At 71.5% G+C, this 26,358-nt stretch carries 1 protein-coding gene (cut by a window edge); it reads right to left on the reverse strand.

Features of this window, described 5'->3' with window-relative positions; genetic code table 11:
- Positions 1 to 26,262, reverse strand: partial view of a non-ribosomal peptide synthase/polyketide synthase gene (locus tag K8625_RS17220; protein ID WP_223783313.1) — the 5' portion only. 17,268 nt of this gene lie to the left of the window's left edge; the window shows 26,262 of its 43,530 coding nt (coding positions 1-26,262); the start codon lies at positions 26,260 to 26,262; its stop codon lies beyond the left edge, outside the window.
- Positions 26,263 to 26,358 lie beyond the last annotated feature (96 nt).

The raw sequence follows: 26,358 nt of genomic DNA on the forward strand, positions 1-26,358 counted from the left end.
GTGCAGCAACACCTGGCCGGAGCGACGCGCCAGCTCCAGCACCTCGCTCACGCCCTGGTCGCCTTCGACCACGACCTGCTCCTGGCGGGACGCGGCCTCCTGCACCAGCTTCTGGCGGAGCACGGCCAGCTTCTCCAGGCCCTTCAGGACGATGGGCGTGTCCAGACCGAAGTCGATGAGCGCGGCCACCTCGTCCACGTCCGCCTCGCGGACATCGAGCAGGCGCTTGAACCCGCTCTCCACGGTGCCGATGAGGCCCGTGCCCTTCGCGTGGTGCTCGAAGGTGTGCTCCAGGAGCGTGTTGATGTCCTCCTCGGAGACCTTGTCGATCTCCCCCTGGTGGCCCTGGGCCGCCAGCAGCGACGCGGTGATTTCGGCCGAGCTGCGGAAGTAGCCGAGCAGCGGCTTTCGCACCGTGCGCAGCACCTCCTGCTCGTCGTCACCGATGAACGCGTGCAGCATCACCGTGATGTGGCCACGGCCCGGATGACCGTTGCGGCGCCACGCCTCGCGGTACATCGCGACCTTCCACTTCAGCTCGTCGATGGACTGCGCGAGCAGGCCCGTGAGCACGCCCGCGCCCACCTCGCCGGCCAGACGGAAGGTCTCCGGGTTGCCCACGGCCGTGAGCCACACGGGCAGCTCGCGCTGCACGGGCTTCGGACGCAGGGCCACCTCCACCGTCACGCCGCCGCCGCCCACGCGCTTCTGCTTCTCGCCCCGCCAGAGCGAGCGCAGCGTCTCCAGGTGCTTCATCAGGACGTTGCGGCGGTCCTCGAAGTTCGCCGGGGCGAAGGAGAAGTCCGCCACGTGCCAGCCCGTGGCCACCGACAGGCCCACGCGGCCGCCGGAGAGGTTGTCCACCACGGACCACTGCTCGGCGACCTGCATCGGGTCGTGCAGCGGGAGCACGACGCTGCCGGAGCGCAGCTTCAGGTTCTTGGTGACGGTGGCGATGGCCGCGGCCACCACGGCCGGCTGCGGGTACAGACCGCCGAACGAGTGGAAGTGCCGCTCCGGCGTCCACACCGCGGAGAAGTCATGCGCGTCCGCGAACTTCGAGCCCTCGATGAGCAGCTCGTACTTTGGCCCCGTGAGCGAGTCCTCATCGTTGGCGAAGTAGATGAGGCTCATGTCCATCGCCTGGGTGCGCGGACCACCGCCCTGGAGCCGCACCAGCCGGGCCGTGACGGCCTCGGAGGGGAAGGCCACGCGCAGGCCGCGCGAGAGCGCCCACAGCATCTCCAGCTCCGGCCGCTCGGTCGACGTGTCGAGCGCCGCCAGCCAGGTGCCGCCCTCCGACGGACGCAACCGCGCATCCATCGCGATGAACAGGTCCGCCAGCGCGTGGTGGTCCAGCGTCCACGCGGGCTGGTTCGTCCCCGAGGGCAGCAGCCACGCGGGTGCGTTCGCGCGAGTCACGCTCGGGTTCACCGATGCGGTGGTCTCCAGTTCCTCCACGTACAGCACGCGCGAGGCGTCCAGCTTGGAGGACGTGACGACACCGCGCCACGTGATGAGCAGGGGCGTCGCGGCATCCTGGGACGCATAGGTCGACAGTCGCCCCAGGTCCGTCGCGCCCAGGGCCACGGCCGCGCCACCCGCGTCGAGCACACCCCAGAGGACCGCCAGCTTGTCAGGGGAGGGGGGCAGGCAGACCGCGACGGTCGCACCGTTCTTCAAGCCGCTGGCGCGCAGTCTCGCGGAGACGCTCGCCGCGCGACGGGACAGCTCCGCCCAGGTCCAGGACTTCTCACCGACGAGCGCGGCCACGGCGTTGGAAGCCCGCTTCGCCCGCTCGGCGAGCTGTGCCGGGATGGAGGTGATGACCTGCGTGGGGCGTGGTGCGGGCCACGCGGAGCGCTCGGCCTCGGTGACGAGCGGCAGTCGGGAGACCCGCTCGTCGGGCCGGGCCATCGCGGACGCGAGCAGCACGTGCAGATGGTCGACCAGGCCCTGCGCGGTGCTCGCGTCGAACAGCTCCGTCGCGTACTCGAGCGCGCCGTGGACCCGGCCGGACTCGTCACCCAGCACGAGCGTCAGGTCCGACAGGGTGGTGCCCCACTGCACCGGACCGTCCGGGACCTCGACGATGGAGCCGCGCACGCCCGTCATCTCCAGGGCCGCGGCGCCGCCGCTGATGCCGCTGTGGAAGACGAAGACGGTGTCGGCCATGCGGCCCCGGCCGATGTCCTTGCCCGGGATGAGCGCTTCGACCAGGTACTCGTAGGGAACGTCCGGACGGGACTGGACCTCGTTGAGCTCCTGCTTCACGCGGTTGAGCAGGTCCCGGAACGTCGGGTCATCCGCGAAGCTCGTGCGGAACGCCGCCGAGTGCGCCACGTAGCCGATGAGCGGCAGCAGCTCCGGCCGGGTGCGGTTGCCGATGGGCGTGCCGACGATGATGTCCGTCTGCCCGCTGTAGCGGTGCAGCAGCGTCTGCCACGCGGCGAGCACCAGCATGTACGACGTGTAGCCTTCGCGCTTGCCGAACGCGCCCAGCTCGCGGGCCAGGGCGCGTGGGAACTCCACGGGAAGACGCACGGAGGTGAGCGGGCAGCTCGCCGGACGCTTGCGGTCCGTGGGGACGTCGAGCTGCTTGGGCATGCCCGCGAGTCGCTGACGCCACCAGGACTCCTGCTCGGGGAAGCGGCCTTCGAGGATGCCGGTGCGCTGCCAGGCGCCGAAGTCCGCGTACTGGATGGGGAGGGGAGGGAGGGGCGACGGGCGGCCCTGCTTGAAGGCGCCGTAGAGCTGCATCAGCTCGTTGATGAAGAGCGCGGTGGACAGCGTGTCGCAGACGACGTGGTGGATGCTGCCCAGGAGCAGGTGGTGCTTCGGCTCCAAGCGCAGCAGGACGGTCCGGATGACGGGGCCCGTCACCAGGTCGAACGGCAGCATCGCCTCCTCGCGGGCCAGCCGCATCGCCTCGTCCTCGCGACGGGCAGGCGTGTCCCCGGCGACGTCGACGATGGGCAGGGGGATGCGCACGTTCTCGTGGAAGCGCTGCACGGGACGGCCATCCACCACGTCGTACGTGGTGCGCAAGGCCTCGTGCCGACGGACGATCTCCTGGACGGCGCGCTCCAGCGTGGCCGGGTCCAGGTCTCCCTCGAGCCGCAGCACGAAGGGGATGTTGTACGCGGACAGGCCGGGCAGGTGCTGCTCCAGACGCCACACGCGCTCCTGCACGTAGGAGAGCGGCAGCTCGCCCGTGCGAGGCAGCGGAACCAGCGGGAGTTCGCGCGTCGGCGCCGCGGCGGGGGCCTGTCGCAACAGCGGCTCGATGCGCTGGGCGATGCCCGCCACCGTGGGGGCCTCGAACAACGCGGCCAGGGGGAGCTGGACGCCGAAGGCTTCACGGACCTGGTTGAGCAGCTGCGCCGCCATCAGCGAGTTGCCGCCGATCTCCAGGAAGTCGTCCTCACGGCCGACGAACTCCAGGCCCAGGCGCTCGCGCCACAGACCCGCGAGCCGCTCCTCGATGGGCCCCCGAGGCGCGTCTTCACGCACCGGGGCGACGGGCTCGGGCTCCTGAATCGAAGGGGGAGGCTCGGCGGGGGCCACCGGAACCGCGCGCAGCGACGTCATCGCTGGCGCAACCACCGGAGGCAACTGCGGCGCGATGCCCGTCGACGCAGGCGATCCGAAACCCGTCGCCGCAGCAGGCGGCGTGACGCCGGTCGCGACAGGCGGCGCGAAGCCCGTAGACGCTGGCGACCCGAGATCCGTCGGCGCAGCCAACCCGAAACCCGTCGACGCGGCCAACCCGAGGCCCGTCGACGCAGAAGACGGCGTGACGCCCGTCGCAGAAGGCGACCCGAGACTGGTCGAGGCAGGCGCCCCGAAGCCGGTCGACGAAGCCGGCGGCCCGAAACCCGTCGACGCAGCAGGCGACGCGAAGCCTGGCGACGCGGCAGCCGATGGTACGAGGCTCGGCGACGTAGGACGTTGCGGCTCCATCCCGGGCGACAGGGTCGTCACGGCCTGCGTCTCCGCGACGGGGAGCGGCGCCCCCGAGGCGGCACGGAGCTGCACGGGCTGCTGGGCCACCATCGCGGGCACTGTCTGCGCGCCCGGCTTCGCATCCACCCAGACTCGCTTCTCCTGGAACGGGTACGTGGGCAGGTGCAGCCGGCGTCTCTGCTCGTGGGCGAAGAAGGCGGACCAGTCCACCTCCACGCCCTGCGTCCACAGCTCACCCACGGACGCCAGCAAGCTCGCGTCCTCCGTCGTGGAGGCGCTCCGACGCAGCGTCGCCAGCGCCTTCACGCGGTCCTTGTCCTGGCCCAGCGACGCGCGCACCAGCGGCGTCAGGTCCTGACCGGGGCCTACCTCCAGCAGCACGCTGCACCCATCCTCGAGCAGCGCCCCCACCGCATCCGAGAAGTACACGGGCTGACGCATCTGGTCCGCCCAGTACTGCGGCTCGGCCAGTGCACCGCGCTTCGCCCACGTGCCCGTCACGCTGGACGCGTAGCGCAGCGTCGGCTCCGAGCGCGTCAGCGACGCCACCACGCGCGACAGCTCCGGCATCAGCGGCTCCACGTCCGCCGAATGGAACGCATGCGGCGCGGGCATCCGCACCACGCCCACGTCCCGCGCCTTCAACGTCTCCTGGAGCGCCTCCACCTCCGCCACCGGACCCGCGACGACGCAGCGGTCCGCCGCATTGACGGCGGCCAGTGACAGCCTCCCGGACAAGAGCGGCTGAACCTGCGACTCCGGCATCGCCACCGCGAGCATCGCCCCCGGAGGCATGCGGTGCATCAGCTCACCCCGCGCCACCGCGAGCTTCAGCGCGTCCTCCAGCGACAGCGCCCCCGCCACACAGGCCGCGGCGTACTCACCGAAGCTGTGCCCCAGGACCGCATACGGCTTCAGGCCCCAGTCCATCCACATCCGCGCGAGGGACACTTCGACGGAGAACAGCGCCGGCAACGCCACCCGCGTGTCCGCGAGCAGCGACGCGTGCCGCGACTCCTCCCCAGGACCCGACGTCAGGAGCGTGCGCACGCGCTCCCGCAGCTCCCCGTCCAGCAGCGCCAGGCACGACTCCAGATGCCGGCGGAACGTCGGCTCCGTGTCGAGCAGCTCGCGCCCCATGCCGAGCTGCTGCGTCCCCTGACCCGGGAAGATGAAGGCCACGCGGCGACGGCGCGCGGCCTCCAGGTCCTTGAGCTTCGTGGGCGTGAAGGGCTTGAGGAGCTGACGGGTCAGCTCGGCCGCGTCGCGGGCCACGACGACGCGCCGGTGCTCGAAGCCCTTGCGGCCCACGGCGAGCGTGAAGGCCGCATCGGCCACGGCCAGCGCGTCACCCTGGGCCTCCGCATGGGAGGCCAGGTTCTTCGAGGCCGCGTCCAGCGCCTCGGGCGTGCGCGCCGACAGGACGAACAGGTGGTGCTTGCGTGAGCTGGAGCCACTCGGAGACATCGGAGCTTCCTCGAGCACGGCGTGGGCGTTGGTGCCACCAATGCCGAAGGAGCTGACCGCGGCACGCCGCGGCGACTCGCTCCTCGGCCACGGCCGAAGGGTGGTGTTGACGAAGAACGGGGTGGCGTCGAAATCAATCTGGGGGTTGGGGCGCTCGAAGTGCAGGCTCGGCGGGACCTCTCCGTGCCGCAGCGACAGCGCCACCTTGATGAGGCCCGCGAGGCCCGCCACCGTGTCCAGGTGGCCGACGTTGGACTTGAGCGAAGCCAGGGCGATGGTGCCCTTGTGCTCGGGCCCCAGGCCGTAGGCGCGCTGGAGCGCCGTCACCTCGATGGGGTCGCCCAACGGAGTCGCCGTGCCGTGCGCCTCCACGTAGCCGATCTCCTCCGGCTTCACGCCCGAGCGCGCGAGCGCCTGCCGGATGACGGCCGTCTGGCCCTGCACGCTGGGCGCGGTGAAGCCCGACTTGTCGCGCCCGTCGTTGTTGGTCGCCGTCGCGCGAATCACCGCGTGGATGGAGTCCCCATCCCGCTCCGCGTCCTCCAGTCGCTTGAGGACGATGCAGGCCACGCCGTTGCCGGAGACGGTGCCCTGAGCCGCCGCGTCGAACGAGCGGCAGTGCCCGTCCGGCGAGAGGATCATCCCTTCCTGGTACACGTAGCCGGTGCGCTGCGGCACCGACAGGCGCGTCGCGCCGGCCATCGCCACGTCGGACATGCCCGCCAGCAGGTTCTGGCAGGCCAGGTGCACGGCGACGAGGCCCGTGGAGCACGCGGTGTGGATGAGGACGCTCTCACCCGTGAGCCCCAGCTTGAAGGACGTCTTCGTCGCCAGGCTCTCGTGCGTCGCGGTGCCGTAGAGCTCGAACAGCGCGGCGCCGTCCAACGGCACCGTGGCCCGCACCGCCTCCGTGTAGCCGGAGTCGATGGCCCCCGCGTACAGCGAGATGGCGCCCGGGAAGCGCTCGGGGTCGATGCCCGCGTCCTCCAGCGCCGTCCACGCGGACTGCAGGAACACGCGCTGCTGCGGATCCAACCACTGCGCCTCGCGCAGGGACATGTCGAAGAACGCGTGGTCGAACCGGTCCGCGCCCTCGAGCACACCACCGGCCGGGACGAACGCCGGGTGCTGGCTCAGCTCGATGCCCTCGGGCAGGCCAGGCATGCGCTCCAGCTCCTCGGGCTTGAACCGGGAGATGGACTCGACGCCCTCGCGCAGGTTGCACCAGAACGCGTCCACCGAGCCCGCGCCGGGGAACCGACCCGCCATGCCGATGATGGCCACGGCCCCCGTCGTCGACGGACGTGACACCGGCCGCTCCGGCGCCGGCACCGACTGGGGCGCGGTCGCCGCGGCCACCTCCGCGCGCTGCTTCTCCAGGGCTCGCGCCAGCCCCTGGACCGTGGGGTGCTCGAACAGCCACACGACGGGAACCGACTGACCCAGCTCTTCGCGCAAGCGCGCCGCGATGCGCACCACGGAGAGCGACGTACCACCCAGCTCCTCGAACAGGTGGTCATGCACGCCGACGCGCTCGGTGCCCAGCTCCCGCGCCCAGACGGCGGAGATGCGCTCCTCCAGCGGATTGGCCGGCTCGACGAAGCGCCCCTGACGTCCCGTGGAGGCGGCGTCCGGCTTGGGCAGCGCCTTGCGGTCCACCTTGCCCGTGGTGCTCAGCGGCAGCGAGGGCAGGGTGACGATGATGGACGGCACCATGTACTCGGGCAGCCGCTGCCGCAGGCCCGCGCGCAGGTCCGTCGTGTCCAGCGACTGACCCTCTCGCGGCGACACGTAGGCCACGAGCCGACGATCTCCCGGAACGTCCTCGCGGACGACGGCCACGGACTCGTGCACCGCGGGCTGGGCGGCCAGCGCGGCCTCCACCTCGGACAGCTCGATGCGGAACCCGCGAATCTTCACCTGATGGTCGGTGCGGCCGATGAACTCCAGCACGCCCTCGGGCCGCCAGCGCGCCACGTCGCCCGTGCGGTAGAGCCGCTCTCCGGGCTGGGTGCTGAACGGATGCGGGACGAAGCGCTCGGCCGTGAGGTCCGGGCGCGACACGTAGCCGCGCGCGAGCCCCACGCCTCCCAGATACAGCTCGCCCGGGACGCCCACCGGTGCCAGCTGCATGCGGGCATCCAGGACGTAGGCCGTGGTGTTGTCGATGGGCGTGCCGATGGGGAACGAGAGACCCGACGGCATGGGCCCCGTCAGCGCGTAATTGGTCGCGATGACCGAGCACTCCGTGGGCCCGTACGCGTTGATGATGGGCACGCGCAGCGAGGCCAGCGCCCGGTGCGCGTGTGGCACGGAGAGCACCTCGCCGCCGACGTGGAGCTGTCCCATCCGGGCCAGGATGTCCGGGCGATGCTCCACGAGCTGCGCGAAGAGGCCGGAGGGCAGGTGCGAGAAGGAGACCTCGTGCCGCGCCATGACCTCGCCCAGGCGGTCCAGGTCACTCGGCACCGCGTCGGCCGGGAAGAGGACCACGCGGCCACCGTGGAGCAGTGACGGGCAGACCTCGAGCACGGAGCCGTCGAACGAGATGGGCGCCAGCAGGATGCTGGTCTCCTTCGCGCCGAAGCGGGCGTAGGGCTCCGAGTAGCACAGGCGCATCAAGCCCCGGTTCTCGATGGCCACGCCCTTGGGGCGCCCCGTGCTGCCGGAGGTGAAGATGACGTAGGCCAGGTTGCGAGGGCCCGCGTGGGACACCGGCGCCGTGGTCGGCCACGACTCCAGCTCCAGTCCCTCGACGAGCAGGCGCTCGGGCCCCGCGTCCGGCAGGGTCAGCTTGTCGCCCAGCACCCGCGAGGTGAGCAGCAGCGAGGGCCGCGCGTCCTCCACCATGAAGGCGAGCCGCTGCACCGGGTACGCCGCGTCGAGCGGGACGTAGGCACCTCCGGCCTTCATGACGGCGAGGATGGAGACCACGACATCGAAGCCGCGCTCCAGGCACACGGCCACGAGCACATCGGGCCCCACGCCCTTCGAGCGGAGCAGGTGCGCGAGCTGGTTGGCCCGGGCCTCCAGCGCGCCGTAGGTCATCCGCTGGTCGCCCGACTCCAGGGCGATGGCCTGGGGACGCTGGCTCGCCTGTCGGGAGAAGCCCTCCACGAAGGTGGTGTCCGCGGGGTAGGGCCGCGTGGTGTCGTTCCACTCGGTGACCAGCTGGTGGCGCTCGTCGGCGGACAGCAGGTCCAGGGTCCAGAGCGGCCGGTCCGGAGCGGCGACCAGCGCTTCGAGCAGGTTGCGCAGGTGGCGGGCGAGGCGCGCCACGGTGGGCGCGGTGAACAGCTCGGTGCTGTACTCGATGACGCCGCGCAGGCCATCGGCCTCCTCGACCAGGACGAGGCCAAGGTCGAAGCGCGCCGTGTCGTTGTCCACGTCGAGCTGACGCAGGGTGAGGCCCGGCACGCGCATCGTCGGCGTGGGCGTGTTCTGGAGCGCGAACACCACCTGGACCACGGGGCCGCGGCCCAGGTCACGCTGGGGTTGGAGCTCTTCGACGAGGCGCTCGAAGGGCAGGTCCTGGTGCTCGTAGGCCGCGAGCGTCGTCTCGCGCACCTGGGCGAGCAGCGCGCGGAAGGACTCCTCGGGACGCACGCGGGCGCGCAGCACCAGCGTGTTGACGAAGAAGCCAACGAGTCCCTCCAGCTCGCCATGACGACGCCCCGCGATGGGCGAGCCGACGAGCAGGTCCTCCTGGCGGCTGTAGCGGGAGAGCAGCGTCTGCCAGGCCGCGAGCAGCGTCATGAACGGGGTGGCCCCGGCCTGTCGACCGAGCGCGACCACGCGGTCCACCAGCTCACGCGGGAGCTGGATGGGATGCGACGCGCCTTGAGGTGTGCGCATCGCGGGACGCGGCAGGTCCGTGGGCAGGTCGAGGACGAGGGGCGCCCCGGCGAGCCGCTGCTTCCACCAGTCGACCTCCTTGGCCAGCGTGTCGCCCTGGAGCCACTGGCGCTGCCACGCCGCGAAGTCGACGTACTGCACGGGCAGCGGGGAGAGGGCAGGGGCCTTCCTCGCGGCGAAGGCCTCGTAGGCCAGCGCCACCTCGCGCACCATCACCGCCAGGGACCAACCATCCGAGACGATGTGGTGCATGACCAGCACCAGGACGTGCAGCTCATCGTCCAGCTTGAGCAGCGCGGTGCGCAGGAGCGGGCCCGTGGACAGGTCGAAGGGCTGACTGGCCTCCTCGGCGGCGTACTTGCGCGCGGCGGCCTCGCGCTCCGGCGGCGCGACGTCCGACAGGTCCGTGAGCGGCAGCGACCAGGGCCTGTGCGGATGGAGCGTCTGGACGGGCTGACCGTCCTTCAGTCCGAAGGTCGCGCGGAGAGGCTCGTGGCGGGACACGAGCAGGTCGAGCGCCTGTCGCAGCGCCTCCGGGTTCAACGCGCCCTCCAGCCGGATGGCGCCGGAGATGTTGTACTGCGTGCCTCCGGGCTGGACCTGGTCGAGCAACCACAGGCGCTGCTGCGCGAACGACAGCGGCAGCTCGCCATCGCGCGGGATGGGCCGCAGCGGGGGCACCTGTGACGGTGCGTCGCGGAACAGCATCCCTTCCTCGACCAACTCCGTGACTCGGGCCACGGTGGGCGCGTCGAACAGGGCATGCACGGGCAGCTCGACGCCGAACGTGGTGCGCAGGCGCGAGACGAGCTGGGTGGCGAGCAGCGAGTGTCCGCCCAGCGCGAAGAAGTCATCGTGCAGGCCCACACGCTCGACGCGGAGCAGCTCACGGAAGGCGGTGGCGACGCGCTGCTGGAAGGGGGTGAGACGTTCGGGTGCGGAGGGCACGGCGGGGCCTCCCGGGGTCGGGGGTGCCACGGGGGCCGGGAGCGCCTTCCGGTCCAGCTTCCCACTCGGGGACAGCGGGAAGGCCGGGAGGACGACGAAGGCCGAGGGCACCATGAAGGTGGGCAAGCGCGTCGACAGGAAGTCCTTCAATCCACTCGTGTCGGCGGACGGAGTGGACTGGGTGACGTAGGCGACGAGGCGCTGGTCGCCCGGGGAGTCCTCGCGCACGAGGACCACGGCTTCTCGCACCGAGGCGTGTGACAGCAGCGCCGCCTCGATGTCTCCCAGTTCAATCCGGAAGCCCCTGAGCTTCACCTGGAAGTCCGAGCGGCCCAGGTACTCCAGCGTCCCATCCGCCAGCCACCTCGCCACGTCTCCGGTGCGGTACAGCCGCGCCTCGGGCACCTGCGAGTACACGTCCGGCACGAAGCGCTCCGCCGTCAGCTGAGGCCGCCTCCAGTACCCCAGCCCCACCTGCACACCGCCGATGAAGAGCTCTCCGGGCACTCCCACCGGCGTCGGCTGGCCCTGCGCGTCCAGCACGTACAGCCGCGTGTTCGCCACAGGCCGCCCAATCGGAATGCTCGTGCGCTGCGTGCCTCTCGCGCAGTGGAAGTACGAGACGTCCACCGCCGCCTCCGTCGGGCCGTAGAGGTTGTGCACCTCCGCTCCAGACGGCAGCCGTGCGTGCGCCTTCGCCACCAGGTCCGCCGTCAGCGCCTCGCCGCTGCACACCACCCGCCGCAGGTGGCTCAGCCCTTCGAGGCCTGGCTCCTCCAGGAAGGCTCGCAGCATCGACGGCACGAAGTGCACCGTCGTCACTCGCTCGTCCCGCAGCAGCTTCGCCAGGTACGCCGGGTCCTGGTGCCCTCCCGGCTTCGCCACCACCAGCCTCGCCCCCGTCAGCAGCGGCCAGAAGAACTCCCACACCGACACGTCGAAGCTGAACGGTGTCTTCTGCACCACCGTGTCCGCCGCCGTCAGCCCGTACTCCTGCTGCATCCACAAGAGTCGGTTGACGATGCCCGCGTGCGCGTTCATCGCCCCCTTCGGACGGCCCGTCGAGCCGGACGTGAAGATGACGTACGCCAGCGAGCCCGCTTCCGCCTCCCAACCGGGGTACCCCACCGGTTCTCGGGTTTCCTCGGCCCACCCGCCGTCCAGGCTCACCACTCGCGCGCCCGTCGTCGGCAGCACCGACTTCAGCTTCTCCTGCGTGACGAGGACAGGCGCGTCCGCGTCCTCCAGCATCCCCGCCAACCGCTCCCTCGGGTACGCCGGGTCCAACGGCACGTAGGCCGCTCCCGACTTGAGCACCCCCAGCAGCGCCACCACCAACTCCAGCGAGCGCTCCAGGCACACCCCCACCAGCACCCCCGGCTTCACTCCCAACGTCCGCAGGTGGTGCGCCAGCTGATTGGCCCGTGCATCCAGCTGCGCGTAGGTGAGGGTGCTTCCCTCGAAGCGGACCGCCTCCGCCTCCGGTGTGCGTCGCACCTGCGCCTCGATGAGCGCGTGCAGCGTCGCCTCCTTCGGGTACGCCTCCGTGCGTCCCTGGAACCCCACCAGCACCTGCTGCCGCTCCTCCTCGCCCATCAGCGGGAGGTCGGCGATGGGGCTCCGGGCATCACGAACCACTGCCTCCAGCAGGACGCGGAAGTGCTGTCCCAGTCGCTCGGCGGACGCGGCCGAGAACAGGTCGAGGCTGTACTCCAGCGCGCCATCGAGCCCGCCATCCGGCTGCTCCATCATCGACATCGTGAGGTCGAGTCGCGCCGTGTTCGTCGTGGTCTTGAGCACGTCCACGCGGACACCCGGAAGCGCGGGAGGCTGCATGGGCGCGTTCTGGAGCGCGAACATGACCTGGATGAGCGGGGACCTGCGGCCCTCGCGCTCGCCACCGAGCGCCTCCACGAGCTGGTCGAACGGCACGTCCTGATGGACGTACGCCGCCAGGGACTCCTCTCGGACGCGAGACACGAGCTCGCTGAACGTCGGGTTGCCATCCACGCGGGCGCGCAGCACCAGCGTGTTGACGAAGAAGCCGATGAGCGGCTCCAGCTCGGACCGGGTGCGCTGCGCCACGGGGCTGCCGACGCAGAAGTCCTGCTGCCCCGAGTAGCGGGACAACAGCACCTCGAACGCCGCGAGCAGGACCATGAACAGCGTGGCCCCTTCCTTCCGCGCCAGCGTCTCCAGCTCCGCCACCAGCTCCGGCGGCAGCGTGAAGAAGTGGCTGCCTCCCCGAATCGTACGGGTCGCCGGACGGACGGTGTCCGCGGGGAGCTCCAGCGCGGGTGCGCCGGTGAAGCGGGCACGCAGGCCCTCGAGCTGCGTTTGGATGCCCTCCGACTTCACCCACTCGCGCTGCCATGCCGCGAAGTCCGCGTACTGCACGGGCAGCTCGGGCAGGGGCACGGACCGGCCCTCCGCGAGCGCCTCGTAGATGGACGCCACCTCGTGGACCAGCACGCCCATGGACCAACCGTCCGAGACGATGTGGTGCATGCACAGCAGCAGGACATGCTCGGAGGCGGACGTACGCACCAGCACCGTGCGCAGCAACGGCCCGGTCTGGAGATCGAACCGGTGATGCGCCTCCTCGGACATCCGGGCACGCAGCGCCGATTCACGCGCGGAGTCCGGCAGCGTGCTCAGGTCCACCACGGGCAACAGCCACTGCTTCGGCGCGGGCTGGATGCGCTGGAACGGCACACCCTCCCTTGCACCGAAGGTCGTCCGCAGCACCTCGTGACGGCGCACGAGCGTCGCGAACGTCTGCGTCAGCACCTCGACGTCGAGCGCGCCCGTCATCCGCAGTGCCACGGGGACGTTGTAGACGGCCTGTCCCGGCTGGAGCTGCTCCAGGAGCCACAGGCGCTGCTGCGCGAACGACAGGGGCAACGCCTCGTCGCGAGCCACCGATACCAGCGGCGGCATCTGCGTCCGGGACGCCTTCAGCATCAGCTCCTCGAGGTGTCGCGCGAGGCCGGCCAGCGTCGGGGCCTCGAACAACACGCGCAGCGGCAGGTCCACGCCCAGCAGCGCGCGCACCCGGGTCACCAGCTGCGTGGCCAGGAGCGAGTGGCCTCCCAGCTCGAAGAAGTCGTCGTCCGGGCCCACCCGGTCCACCTTCAACACCTCGCGGAACAGCGCCGCGAGCTGCTGCTGGAGGAGGGGCAGGGAGTCCTCGGAGACGGTCGTCGTCGAGCCGAGTTCCGGCGCGGGCAGCGCCTTGCGGTCCACCTTGCCGTTGGGCGACAGGGGCAGTGCCTGGAGCGCGACGAACGCGGTGGGCACCAGGTACTCCGGCAGCTGACGCCGCAGGTGCTCGCGCAGCGCGCCCGTCTCCAGCGACTCCGGGACCACATAGGCCACCAGGCGCTTGTCACCGGGCGAGTCCTCGCGCACCACCACCGTGGCCTCGACCACGCCCGCGTGGGCGCGGAGCACGGCCTCGATTTCGCCCAGCTCGATGCGGAAGCCACGCACCTTCACCTGGAAGTCCGTGCGGCCCAGGAAGCGCAGCGTGCCGTCCTCCGCCCAGCGCACGCGGTCTCCGGAGCGGTACAGCCGCGCTCCCGGCGTCGACGAGAAGGGGTGGGGGACGAAGCGCTCGGCGGTGAGGGCGGGCTGGCCCAGGTATCCGCGCGCGAGGCCATCGCCACCGATGAACAGCTCGCCCGGGACCCCCACGGGCACGGGCTGCATCGACTCGTCCAGGACGAAGACCTGGGTGTTCCCGATGGGGCGACCGATGGGCACGGACAGGCCCACGTCGTCACCCGGGGACATCCGGTGGCAGGCCGTGAACGTCGTGCCCTCCGTGGGGCCGTAGCCGTTCACCAGCCCCTGGCCACTCGCCAGTCGCTCGCGCACTCGCGTCGCGGGCAGCACGTCGCCACCCGCGAGCAACTGACGCACGCCAGCGAGCGCCTCCGGCTGATGCTGCTGCATCTGGTCGAACAGCGCCGCCGTCAGCCAGAGCAGTGAGACCTGGTGACGGACCAGGGCCTCGCCCAGCTCCTTCAGGTCCGGCGTCGCCTGCGGGTAGATGACCAGCCGGCCGCCGAACAGCAGCGCGCCCCACAGCTCCAGCGTGGACGCATCGAAGGCCAGCGGCGCGAGCTGGAGGACCACCTCCTTGGGCCCCAGGTCCACGAAGCGCGCACCGGTGAGCAGGCGGATGACGCCTCGGTGCGGGATGGCCACGCCCTTGGGCGTCCCCGTGGAGCCCGACGTGTACGAGACGTACGCCAGGTGGTCCGGACCGAGGTCCGCGCTCACCGCGTGCGTGGGCCGGCGCGCGATGGCGTTCCATTCGGAGTCCAGGCTCACCAGGAACTGCGAGCCCGCGGGCAGCTCGTCCTCCAGCGAGGACTGCGTGAGCACCGCCACCACGCCCGAGTCCTCGAAGAGGAACGCCAGGCGCTGCGCCGGATACGACGGGTCCAGCGGCACGTAGCAGCCGCCGACCTTGAGGATGCCCAGCACCCCCACGACCATCTCCAGCCCCCGATGCAGGCACACGCCCACGCGGGACTCGACGCCCAGGCCCAGGGCGCGCAGGTGGTGCGCGAGCTGGTTGGACCGCTCATCGAGCTGCGCGTACGTGAGCGTCTGACCTTCGACCTCCACCGCCACGGCCGACGGAGTCCGCGCCACCTGCGCGGCGAACAGCGCGGGAATCGTCGCCACGGCCGGCAGGTCCACGTGGGTGTCGTTCCACGTGCGAAGGAGCGTCTCGCGCTCCTCGTCGCGCATCAGCGGGAGCTGGCTGAGCCGCTGCTCCACGCCGCCCCGGGCCAGGGCCCCGAGCACCACGCCCAGGTGCTCGGCCATCCGGCGGATGGTCGCCTCGGTGAAGAGGTCGGTGCTGTACTCGAGCTGTCCCTCCAGCGCGCCGTCGCGCTCCATCAGCGAGAGCGTGAGGTCGTAGCGCGCCGTCCGGGTCGCGCTCGGCAGCAGGTCGACCTGCACACCCGACAGCGACGGAGCGCGCATGGGCGTGTTCTGGAGCACGAACAGCGTCTGGAACAGCGGCGTGCGGGACAGGTCTCGCTCACCGCCGAGGGCCTCGACGACCCGCTCGAAGGGCACGTCCTGGTGCGCGAAGGCGGCCAGGGCCACATCCTTGACCTGCTGGACCATGGTCGCGACGGTGGGGTCCTCGTGCCACTGGAAGCGCAGCGGGACGGTGTTGACGAAGAAGCCGATCAACCCCTCCAGCTCGGGCCGCTCGCGGTGGCCCACCGTCGTCCCGGTGGTGAAGTCCCGCTGTCCCGAGTACCGCGCCAGCAGCGCCTGCCAGCCCGTCATCAACACCATGAAGAGCGTCGCGCCCCGCGCGCGCCCCAGGGACTCCAGCCCCGTCACGAGGTCCGCGGGCAGACGGAAGGCGTGCATCGCGCCCTGGTAGCTGCGCGACGCGGGCCGCGAGTGGTCCGTGGGCAGCTCCAGCACGGGAGCCCCTTCGAGTCGCGAGCGCCACCACTCGACCTGCGCGCCCACCGTCGCTCCATCCAGCACCCGACGCTGCCACGCCGCGAAGTCCGCGTACTGCACGGGCAGCTCCGGCAGCACGGGCACCTTGTCCTCCAGGAGCGCGGTGTACAGCTCGGCGATCTCCCGGATCAGCACGTCCACGGACCAGCCGTCCGAGACGATGTGATGCATGCACAGCAGCAGGATGTGTTCCCGCGCGCCCAGCTTCAGCAGGGCGGTGCGCAGCAGCGGACCGTGCTCCAGGTCGAAGGGTCGGTGGGCCTCTTCGACGATGCGACGCTCGGAGGCGGCCTCACGCGCGGGGGACTCCAGCGCGCTCAGGTCCTCGACCTCCAACGCCCAGTGCTCGGGCGCGGCGTGGATGCGCTGCACGGGGCTTCCGTCGCGAGACGTGAAGGTGGTGCGCAGCGACTCGTGTCGTCGAGCCACCTCGCGGAAGGCCCGGCGGAGCACGTCCACCTGGAGCGGTCCGCGCAGCCTCAGCGCCGCGGGCATGTTGAACGCCACGAGGCCCGGCTGGAGCTGGTCCATGAACCACAGCCGCTGCTGGGCGAACGACAGCTCCAGCGCGGCCGAGTCACGGGATACGGGCACCAGGGGCGGCAGCTCGGTCACGGGCGACGCGGCGGACAGGTGCTCGGCGAGCCGCGCCACGGTGGGCGCCTCGAAGAACGCGCGCAGGGACAGCGACGTCCCCAGCCGGGCGCGCAGGCGCGTCACCACCTGGGTGGCAAGCAGCGAGTGGCCACCGAGCAGGAAGAAGTCGTCCTGTCGGCCCACGCGCTCCACGCGCAGCACCTCGCGGAAGAGGTCCGCGAGCTGTCGTTCCAAGTCAGTCCGGGGCTCCTCGAAGTCCGCCGCGCCCGACGTGAAGTGCGGCGCGGGCAGGGCCTTGCGGTCGACCTTGCCGTGGGACGTCTGGGGCAGGGTGGCGAGCGTGACGAACGCGCTCGGCACCATGTACTCGGGCACGTGGCTCCGCAGGTGGACACGCAGTGCCTCCACGTCCACGGTGGCGGGCGCGACATAGGCCACCAGGCGCTTGTCGCCGGGCGCGTCCTCTCGCACCACCACCGCGACCTCGGCGACTCCGGCGTGGGCACGCAGGAGGGACTCGACCTCGCCCAGCTCGATGCGGAAGCCGCGCACCTTCACCTGGAAGTCGATGCGCCCCAGGAACTCGAGCGTCCCGTCCTGACGCCAGCGCACCCGGTCGCCCGAGCGGTAGAGGCGCTCGCCGGGGGTGGTGGCGAAGGGATGCGGCACGAAGCGCTCCGCGGTGAGCGCGGGCTGATGCTGGTAACCCCGGGCGAGCCCCGGGCCGCCGATGAACAGCTCACCCGGGACACCCACGGGCACCGGACGCAGGTGTGCATCCAGCACGTAGACCTGCGTGTTCGCCAGCGGGCGTCCGATGGGGATGGAGTCACCCGGCACGTCACCGGGGTTCAGCGTGTGCTGCGTGGCCGCGACGGTGGCCTCGGTGGGACCGTAGCCGTTGGTGATGGAGCGCCCCTGCGCCAGTCGCTCCTGGACGCGAGGCGCGGGCAGCACATCGCCACCGACCACGAGTCGCCGCACCTGGGCCAGGGCCTCCGGCTGGTGCTGCTGCATGACGTCGAACAGCGCCGTGGCCAGGACGGCCGCGTTCACCTTGCGCTCGATGATGAGGCTCGCCAGCTCCGCCACCTCGGGCGTATGTGCCGGGTAGACGACGAGCCGCGCGCCGAAGGTCAGCGTGGTCCACACCTCCAAGACGTGCGGATCGAACGTGGGCGCGCAGACCTGGAGGACGATGTCCTCCGGCCCCGTCGCCATGCGCAGCCCCTGGGCCAGCCGGAGCACCGCGCGATGCGAGACGGCCACGCCCTTGGGCAGGCCGGTGGAGCCGGAGGTGTACGTGACGTATGCGAGCTGGTCCGCGCTCTCCGGGAGCGATACCGGGTCCGCCGACTGGCGCGCGATGACGCTCCAGTCCGAGTCCAGCCGGACACGCGAGCGGGCCGGGAGCACCTCGGAGAAGGCGTCCACGGTGAGGACCGAGGAGAGCCCCGCGTCCGCGAGGACATGGGCCCGTCGCTGCTCGGGCCACGTCGGGTCCATGGGCACGTAGCTGCCCCCGGCCTTCAGGACGCCGAGCATGCCCACGATGAGCTCCAGCCCTCGCGTCAGGCACAGGCCCACGCGAGGCTCCGTGCCCAACCCCAGGGACAAGAGGTGCCGGGCCAGCTGGTTCGAGCGAGCGTCGAGCTGTCCGTAGGTGAGCACCTGCGCCCCGGCCTCCACGGCCACGGCGTCAGGGTTTGCCCGGGCCCGCGCGGCGACGAGCGCGTGCAGCGTGGTCTCGGGCGCGGCCTCGGCCACGCGGGTGTCGTTCCAGTCGACGAGCACCTGGCGACGCTCGGCCTCGGACATCAGCGGAAGCGCCGAGAGCCGGCTGCGCGAGTCCTCGACGATTCCCTGGAGCAAGCGCTGGAAGTGCTCCACCAGTCGCGCGGCCGTGGCCGGGGTGAAGAGGTCCAGGCTGTATTCGAGCTGTCCTTCCAGCGTTCCCTGGCGCTCCATCAGCGAGACGGTGACGTCGAACCTGGACGTGTCCGTCGCCGTGGGCAGCAGCTCCACGCCCAGGCCCGGGAGGGACGGAGGCTGGAGCGGCGCGTTCTGGAGCACGAACACCGTCTGGAACACGGGCGTGCGGGACAAGTCCCTCGCGCCGCCCAGCGCCTCGACGAGGCTGTCGAAGGGCACGTCCTGGTGCGCGAAGGCCGCGAGTGACTCCTCGCGGACCCGGCCCAGCAGCTCCAGGAAGGTCGGGTCACCCTCCAGTCGCGCGCGCAGGGCCAGCGTGTTCACGAAGAAGCCGATGAGGCCCTCGAGCTCCGGACGCGAGCGGTGCGCCACCGGCGTGCCCACGCTGAAGTCCGTCTGGCCCGAGTAGCGCGACAGCAGCGTCTGCCAGCCCGCGAGCAGCACCATGAACAGCGTGGAGCCCTCGGCCTGGGCCAGCTTCTCCAGGCGGGAGACCAGGGCCTGCGGCAACGAGAAGAACCGCGTCGCGCCGCGCGAGGTCCGCACCGCGGGACGCGAGTGGTCCGTGGGCAGCTCCAACATGGGAGTGCCCTGGACATGGGTGCGCCACCCTTCGAGCTGGGTCCTCGCGGCGTCGCCCTCCAGGACGCGCCGCTGCCAGGCCGCGTAGTCGGCGTACTGGACCGGGAGCGTCGGGAGCGACGACTCACGCCCCTGCGAGAAGGCCGCGTAGAGCAGCGCCACCTCGCGCACCAGCACGCCCATGGACCAGCCGTCCGAGACGATGTGGTGCATGCACAGCGACAGCAGATGCTCCTCGGCGCCGAGCCGCAGCAGGGCCGTGCGCAGCAGCGGGCCGTGCTCCAGGTCGAACGGGTGATGCGCCTCCTCGGAGAGCCGCTGCTTCACCGCGGCCTCTCGCGCGGAGGGCTCGAGCGCGCTCAAGTCCTCGACGGCCAGCGCCCAGGCGTCCGGCGCGGGGTGGACCCGCTGCACCGGCTGGGCGTCCTGGGTGGCGAAGGTGGTGCGCAGCGGCTCGTGCCGACGGACCACCTCCGCGAAGGTGCGGCGGAGGACCTCGACATCGAGACGTCCCGACAGCCGCAGGGCCACGGGGATGTTGTACGCGGCCTGTCCCGGCTGGAGCTGCTCCAGGAACCACAGGCGCTGCTGCGCGAACGACACCGCCAGGGCATCCTCCGTGCGCGGGATGCGCTCCAGCGGCTCCGGCCGTGCCTCCGCGGGCGCACCCTGCAGGGGCGCGAGACGCTCGGCGAGGCGCTCGACGGTGGGGGCCTCGAAGAGGGCTCGGAGGGACAGGGAGACGCCGAGCTGCGCGCGCAGTCGGGTCACCACCTGGGTGGCGAGCAGCGAGTGCCCGCCGAGCGCGAAGAAGTCATCGCGCGCGCCCACGCGGGAGTGGCCGAGCACCTCCGAGAAGATGCGGGCGACGGTCTCCTCCATCGGAGTCCGCGGCGCCAGGTACTCGTCCTCGATGACCGAGCGGTCCGCTTCCGGCGCGGGCAGCGCGCCACGGTTGACCTTCCCGCTGGGCGTCAGCGGCAGGGACGGCAGCACGACGAACGCCGACGGCACCATGTGCGGCGGCAGGCGCTCCGTGAGGGCCTGACGGATGCGCGCGAGCTCACGCGCGCTCCGGGCCCCGCGCATCGGGTCGTTCGCCAGCGCGGAGACGGGACGCGGGTCCTCCTCGGACGAGAGGTCGAAGAGCGCGGGCTCGCCCGTGCGGGTGAAGACCACGTCCAGCGCACCGTTCGAGTGCGCGCCCGCCCAGCTCACCTTGACGTCGTAGCCGAGCACTCCGCCCAGCGCGTAGAGGTCCTCCGGCTCCACGCCGCGCGAGCCGGGCCAGTCGCGGAGCACCTCGCGCAGCGCGGCCACATGGGGCGGGCGACCCGAGCCGGACAGCAGGTCGACCAGCCGGGTGTCATCGAGGATGCGCGCGTTCGGCAGGCCGCGCACCGCGAGCATCGTCGGCTGGGCCTCCAGCTTCTGGCGCAGCGACTCCAGCGACAGCTGGCTCCCGTCCGTCCAATCGGGGCGCGGGAGCGAGGTGGCCTCGCCGACGTGGAGGATGACCTCGTAGCGGAAGCGGCTCAGCTCGTTGTCGTAGCGGCCATGCTTGGGCAGGACCTCCACGCGGGAGATGCCGGGCAGGCGCGTGGTCAACGACGTGAAGAACGCGGGCGAGAGGACCAGCTCCTCCTCGGCCATCACGTCGCGCTGCACGCGGTACTGGAGCTGCGCGGTGGACAGGTTCGGAGGCGCGCGGTGCAGCCGCACCGAGGCGCGGAAGGCCTCCAGCACCTCCAGGTTGCGCACGTCGCCCAGGAAGATGCGGCCCCCGGGCTTGAGCACCGCCACCGCGCCCTTGAGCACATGGAGCAGGTAGTCCCCGCTCGGGAAGTACTGGATGACGGAGTTCAGGATGACGGTGTCGAACGAGCGAGGCTCGATGCCCGACAGGTCGTCCGCCGTGCGGTGCAGCAGGTGGACCGAGCGCAGCGACTCCCCGAGCCGCTCCTTCTGACGCTCGATGCGGTCCAGCGCGGGGCGCGCGAAGTCCACGCCCCAGTACGCCTCGCAGCGGGGGGCTAGCCGGTACAGGAGCAGCCCCGTTCCGCAGCCCAGCTCGAGCACGCGTCGGGGACGCAGGGACAGGATCTGTCGGACGGTGGTGTCCACCCACTCGCGCATCTGCGGCGCCGGGAGCGGGCCTCCGGTGTAGCTGTCGTTCCAGCCGGAGATGTCGAAGGTGGCATCCTCGCTGCGCTCACCTTGCGTGTACGTCTCGTCGTAGACGGCCTTCCACTGCGCCGTCTGCTCCACGCTCGCCGAGGTGTCCAGGTCGCCCAGGACGACGTACGCGGCCAGCCGCTTGTCCCCGGGCGAGTCCTCGCGGGCCATCACCACCGCCTCGCGGACCGAGGGGTGGGTGCTCAGCGCGGACTCGATCTCCCCCAGCTCGATGCGGAAGCCGCGGATCTTCACCTGGTTGTCGATGCGGCCCAGGTACTCGAGGTCCCCGTTGGCCAGGCGCCGCGCCAGGTCGCCCGCGCGGTACAGCTTGCGCCCACGCACGGCGCCGAAGCGGTCCTCCACGAAGCGGGCGGCGGTGAGCTCGGGGCGCCGCAGGTAGCCGCGCGCCACGCCCGCGCCCCCCACGTGAATCTCGCCTGGGACACCCACGGGCACCGGCTGTCCGGAGGAATCCAGCAGGTAGATTTGGAGGTCCGGAATCGGGCAGCCGATGACGCTGGACCACGGTCGGTCCACGTCCGCCATCCGGACGGGACGGTAGGTGACGTGCACCGTGGTCTCGGTGATGCCGTACATGTTGACGAGCGTCGGCTGCTCATCGCCGTGCCGCTCGAACCAGGGACGCAGCGCGGCCATGTCCAGCGCTTCACCGCCGAAGATGACGTAGCGCAGGGACAGCGTCGCGACCGGTCCTCGCGCCGCGGCCTGCTGCTCGGCGTGGATGAGCTGACGGAACGCGGTGGGCGTCTGGTTGAGGACGGTGACCTGCTCGTCGGCGAGCAGTCGGTGGAACGCCTCGGGCGAGCGGCTCACCCAGTACGGCACCACCACCAGTCGGCCGCCGTACAGGAGCGCGCCCCAGAGCTCCCACACGGAGAAGTCGAACGCGTACGAGTGGAACAGCGTCCACACGTCCTCGGGCCCGAAGTGGAACCACGCATCCGTGGCGGTGAAGAGGCGCACGACGTTGTCGTGGCGCACCATCACGCCCTTGGGACGACCCGTGGAGCCGGAGGTGTAGATGACGTAGGCCAGGTCGCTCGGCGCATTGCAGCGCGGCGGACGCGGGGCGGAGCCCGAGACGTCCGCGTCCGTGTCCATGCGAATCACGGCCGCGCTGCCCTGCGCGGGGATGCGGTCCTCCAGCGACGACTGCGTGATGAGGACCGGGGCCTGCGCGTCCTCCAGCATGAACGCGAGGTTCTCGCGGGGGTAGGACGGGTCCAGCGGGAGGTAGGCACCGCCGGCCTTGAGGATGCCGAGCAGGGCCACCACCAGCTCCAGCCCGCGCTCCAGGCACACGCCCACCAGGACATCCGGGCCCACGCCGTGGCGCAGCAGCACCTGGGCCAGACGGTTCGCGCGTCCGTCCAGCTCACGGTACGTGAGGCGCGTGGACTCGAAGGTGACGGCGATGGCGTCGGGTGAGCGGTCCACCTGCGCCTCGAAGCGCTCCACCAGCGTGCCGTCGCTCGGCGCGTCGGCGCGGGGGTTCCACGCGTGGAGGACGTGCTGACGCTCGGCCTCCGTCATCAGGGGCAGCTCGGCGATGCGCTGCTCGGGGGCCTCGGTCATCGCGCCGACCACGACCTCGAGGTGGCCCAGCAGACGGTCGATGGTCTCCGCGTCGAAGAGGTCCGCCGCGTACTTGCAGCCGATGAGCAGGCCCTCGGGACGGTGGACGGCCTCGAAGGTGAGGTCCAGCTCGGTGGTGCGGTTGTCCAGCAGCGACACGTCCAGCGTGAGCCCCTGGCCCACGGACAGGTCACGGGGGATGTCGTAGTCGTCGAGGACGAAGGCCACGTTGTACAGCTCGCGCCGCTGTGAGCCGGGCTGCACGGCCGCGAGCACGTGGTCGAACGGGCAATGCGAGTGCGCGAGCGCGCCCAGGGTGCTCTGCTTCACGGCGGAGAGCAGCCCCTTCACGGTGGCCTCGGCCGGCAGGCGGACGCGCAGGGGGATGAAGTTGGTGCAGTCGCCCATCAGCGCGCGGATGCCCGGGACCTCGCGGCCGGAGACCGCGGAGCCGAGCACGAAGTCGGACTGTCCGCTCCAGCGGTGGAGCACGGTGGACAGCGCGGTGACCACGCTCATGAACGGGGTGACGCCTTCACGGCGGCCCAGCGCGTGGAGCTTCGTCATCAGCGCGGCGGGCAGCAGCCGTGAGCGGCGGGCACCGTGGAACGACAGGCGCTGGGGGCGAGGACGGTCCGTGGGAAGCGCGAGCAGGGACGGCGCCTCCGCGAGCGCCTGCTTCCACCACGTCAGCTCCTTGCGCAGGGCCTTGGGGGTGAGGTGCTCGTGCTGCCACACCGCGAAGTCCGCGTACTGGAGCGTGGGCGTGGGCAGCGGGGACGGGTGCCCCTGGGTGAACGCGACGAGCAGGGTCGCGAGCTCCCGGGCCATCAAGCCGATGGACCAGCCATCCGCGACCAGGTGGTGCACGGAGACCACGAGGGCGTGGTCCTCGGCGGCGAAGCGGACCAGGGTGAAGCGGAGCAACGGACCCGTCGCGGGGTCCATGGGGCGCTGACCATCACGCACGGCCACCGCGTCGATCACGGAGGCCCGGTCCGCGACATCGTCCGCATCCGCGATGACCCTTTCGAGGGTGACGGAAGCAGGGGCGTGGACGTGCTGGGTGAGCGCGCCGTCCTTCGCCATGAGCGTGGTCCTCAGGACATCATGGCGGCGGACCAGCTCGTTCAGCGCGCGCTCCAGGGCCTGCGTGTCGAGCGGACCGCGCAGCGAGAAGGCGAGGGGGATGTGGTAGGCGGTCGACGCCGGATCGAGCTGCTGGATGAACCACAGGCGCTGCTGCGCGAAGGACGCGGGGTGGTCTCCCGTGCCGGGTCCGCCCCGGGCCACGGGCCCCGGACGCGAGTCCGTGCCGCCCTGGCCGGCCTTGAGGACCTCCGAGATGAGGCCCTGGAGGCTCACGTCCTGGAGCAGCGTGGCCGCGGAGACCCGTACGCCCAGGCGCTTCTCGATGCGGGACTGCAGGTCCGCCGCACCGAGCGAATCCATGCCCAATCGCGTCAGCGGCGCATCCGCGTCGAGTGCCGACGATGCCCCACCCAGCACGGCGGAGATCTCCTCGCGCAGCGCACGCTCCAGCTCCGCTGCTGACACCGAGGACGACGCGGCGACCGCACCTGCCCGCGCCAGCGAAGAGCCCGCGTCCGTGCGGCTGACAGAACCCGATTCATTGAGGGAGGGTCCGCCGTGCGAAGGCACGGTCGAGGCGCTCGCATCCGCTCTCCCCGTGGCGCCCGACGCTGCGATGGTGGACGAAGCGGCGCCTCCGGCCGAGGGCACACCGGACGCGGAGGACTCCACGGAGCCCGAAGCCACGATAGCGGACGACGCGGCGTCTCCAGTCGAGGGCACACCGGACGCGGAAGGCACGTCGTCGCGCGTCGGCGCAGAGGGCGCATCGCGTGCCGGAGTCGACGGAGCCCCCAGGTCCGAGCGCCACAACACAGTCAGCTCGCCCGAGGCGAGCCCCGCGCGGCACGCGTAACGCTGGATCTTCCCGCTCGACGTCTTCGGAACAGCCCCCGGCGGCAGCAGCGCCACGGTCCTCGGCTGGACCTCCAGCTCCCGCGCGATCGCCTGGCGAACGGCATCCGCCACGGCCGTCAGCGCCTCGGCGTCCTTCGACTCGGCCAGCTCGCGCGCCACCTCGGCCACCACCGCGAGCGCCTCGCCCTCCGACGTCTCCACCCCGAACGCCGCCACGCCCCCGGGCCGCACGCGTCGATGCGCGCGCTCGATGACCGCCTCCACGTCCTGCGGGTACAGGTTGCGCCCCCTCAGGATGATGAGGTCCTTGCGGCGCCCCGTGACGACGAGCTGCTCGTCCTCGAGCAGCAACCCCAGGTCCCCCGTCCGCAGGAACGCGGGCCCATCCTCGGCACCCACGGGCCGCGCCTGGAACGTCTCCCGGGACTGCTCCGGCTTGCGCCAGTACCCCTGCGCGACACTCCCACCGGACACCCAGATCTCACCCACCTCGCCCCGAGCCCGCGGCACCCGCGTCTCCGGGTCCACGATGAGCAGGCGCTGCTCGGCCAGCGTCGCGCCGCAGCTCACGTGCGCACGCACCCCCGCCGCATCCGGGGCCACCCGCACCGCGCTCCCACGCGACAGCGCCGCATCCTCCAGATGATGCACGCGCGGCACGCGGCCCTTCTCCTCACCGGTGACGATGAGCGTGCCTTCCGCCAGGCCGTAGCAGGGATAGAACGCCTCGCGACGGAAGCCCGCGGGCGCGAACACCTCCGCGAAGCGCTCCAGCGTGGCGGCGCGAATCGGCTCCGCGCCACAGAAGGCCACCTCCCACGCGCTCAGGTCGAGCGCCTTCACCTCATCCGGCGTCGCCCGTCGCGCGCACAACTCGAACGCGAAGTTCGGTCCGCCGCTCACCGTCCCGCGGAACCGGGACACCGCCTCCAGCCACCGCATGGGGCGCTGGAGGAACGACATCGGTGACATCAGCGTCACGGTGAAGCCGCCGTACAGCGGCTGGAGGATGCCGCCGATCAACCCCATGTCGTGGTACGGCGGCAGCCAGATGACGCCCACGCTGTCGCGGCGCACCTGGAACGCCCCGGAGATGAGCCCCAGGTTGTGAAGCAGGTTCGCGTGGGACAACATCACGCCCTTGGGCGTCCCCGTGGAGCCGGACGTGTACTGGAGGAACGCCAGCGCGTCGGGGCCCACGTCGGGCTCCTTCCACGTGTCCTCCGGGCCCTCGGGCAGGTCGTCGGTGGACAACCACTGGAGCGCCCGGAAGTCCGGCGCCTGCTCGAACACGAAGTCCGCGAGCCCCAGGATGCCCGAGGTCGTGAGCACCACCGTGGCCTGCGCGTCGTCGATGATGGCGCGCAGGCGGGGGAGGGTGCGCTCCAGGCGCGTCGGGTCCGGGGGATAGGCGGGCACCGCCACCGCCCCCGCGTACAGACACCCGAAGAAACCCGCGAGGTAGTCGAGCCCTGGCGGATAGAGCAGCAGCACGCGCTGCCCCACCGCGCCACGGGACTGCAACACCGCGGCAATCCGCCGCGCCTGGCGATCCAGCTCGTACGCCGTCAGCGCGGCTTCGTCGCCGTCCGACTCTCCCAGGAACGTGTAGAGCGGCTGGCGCGACGACTCTCCAACTGCGCGCACACGGAGAGCGTCATTCAGGATTCGATAAGGAGCGTGCATGGGGTGTGGGGCTCGTCGGGGCTGTTTTCGGCCGGCGGCTTAATAACAGGCGAGCCCGACAATCGCGGCCCACAACGACTACCCACATGCAGCTTC

Source organism: Myxococcus sp. AS-1-15 (assembly GCF_020037055.1).
GTDB lineage: Bacteria > Myxococcota > Myxococcia > Myxococcales > Myxococcaceae > Myxococcus > Myxococcus fulvus.